This window comes from Armatimonas sp., assembly GCF_031410135.1.
Classification (GTDB): Bacteria; Armatimonadota; Armatimonadia; order Armatimonadales; family Armatimonadaceae; genus Armatimonas.
Window position 1 is genome coordinate 1 of the sequence record NZ_JANNYP010000434.1, and the last position, 1,154, is coordinate 1,154.

At 60.5% G+C, this 1,154-nt stretch carries 1 protein-coding gene; it reads left to right on the forward strand.

The window, feature by feature from the left end:
* On the forward strand, window positions 1-1,154 hold a 1,154-nt coding region (locus RMO15_RS15980), incomplete at both ends, for a DUF1800 family protein (RefSeq protein ID WP_309714441.1).

The window sequence follows — 1,154 nt, forward strand, 5'->3', positions numbered from 1 at the left end:
GGGCTTTGGGCCGCGCCCCGGCGATATTCAGCAGGTCAAGAAACTCGGGCTCAAGGCGTATATCAACCAACAGCTTCACCCCGAAACACTCAAAGATGCCGCCGTGAGCGCCAAGACGGCAGGCTATGAGGCCCTCAAGCTGACCGGCCTTGATATTGCGGAGATGGAGCGCAATGTTCAAATGAACAACGCCCGCTTGATTCAGCTCCAGAGTAAAGTTGCACAGCGTAGCATGGCTCAGACAGACACACCACCGCCGCAACAAGCACAGAACCAGGGCCAGGGTATTTTAGAGACCCTACGCAATGCTACTCCGGACGAGCGCAAGCAGCTTCAGGAGGGACAGCTGGCGCGGCAAAAAGTGAACGAGGCAGGCTCGCAGCTCGTGATGAACAAGCTGGTGCGGGCCGTGGAGAGCGAGAAGCAGCTTCAGGAAGTCTTGGTGGACTTCTGGAGCAATCACTTCAACATAGACGCCACCAAAGTTCGGGCCGCCAAGGTCATTGATGAAGAGCAGGCGATCCGGCCTCATGTGCTGGGTAAGTTTAAGGGGCTGCTCTCCGCCTCCGCGCACTCCGCCGCGATGATGCTCTATCTGGACAATGCCCAGTCCGTCGCCGCGCAGCCCGAGCGCACTCAGACGGACAGCCGCCGCCCGCAGTTTAGCTTTGCCCAAGTGCGCCAAGGAGCCGAGCGTGGGCTCGCGCCTGCCGTGCAGATGATGGCGCGGGTGCGGGAGATCGCAAAGAACCAAAATATCACCGAGGAGCAAGCCTTCGAGCGGCTCTCGGGCCAGGGAATGCCCAACCGACCGGCACTGGCGCAGCGCCAGAAACAGGGTCTGAACGAGAACTACGCCCGCGAGGTGATGGAGCTTCACACGCTTGGCGTTGACGGCGGCTACACCCAAAAAGACGTCACCGAGCTGGCACGTTGTCTCACCGGCTGGGGCGTACGCGGCGGGCGCTACGGCGGCGAGTTTGAGTTTCACGCGGGCCTCCACGATAGAAACGAGAAGGAAGTGCTGGGCGTAAAGTTCCCCGCAGGGGGTGGCCAAGAAGAGGGCGAGAAGATGCTGGAAGTCCTCGCCAACCACCCAGCAACCATCAAGAGTATCTCGACCAAGCTCTGCCGTCGTTTTGTCTCGGACACGC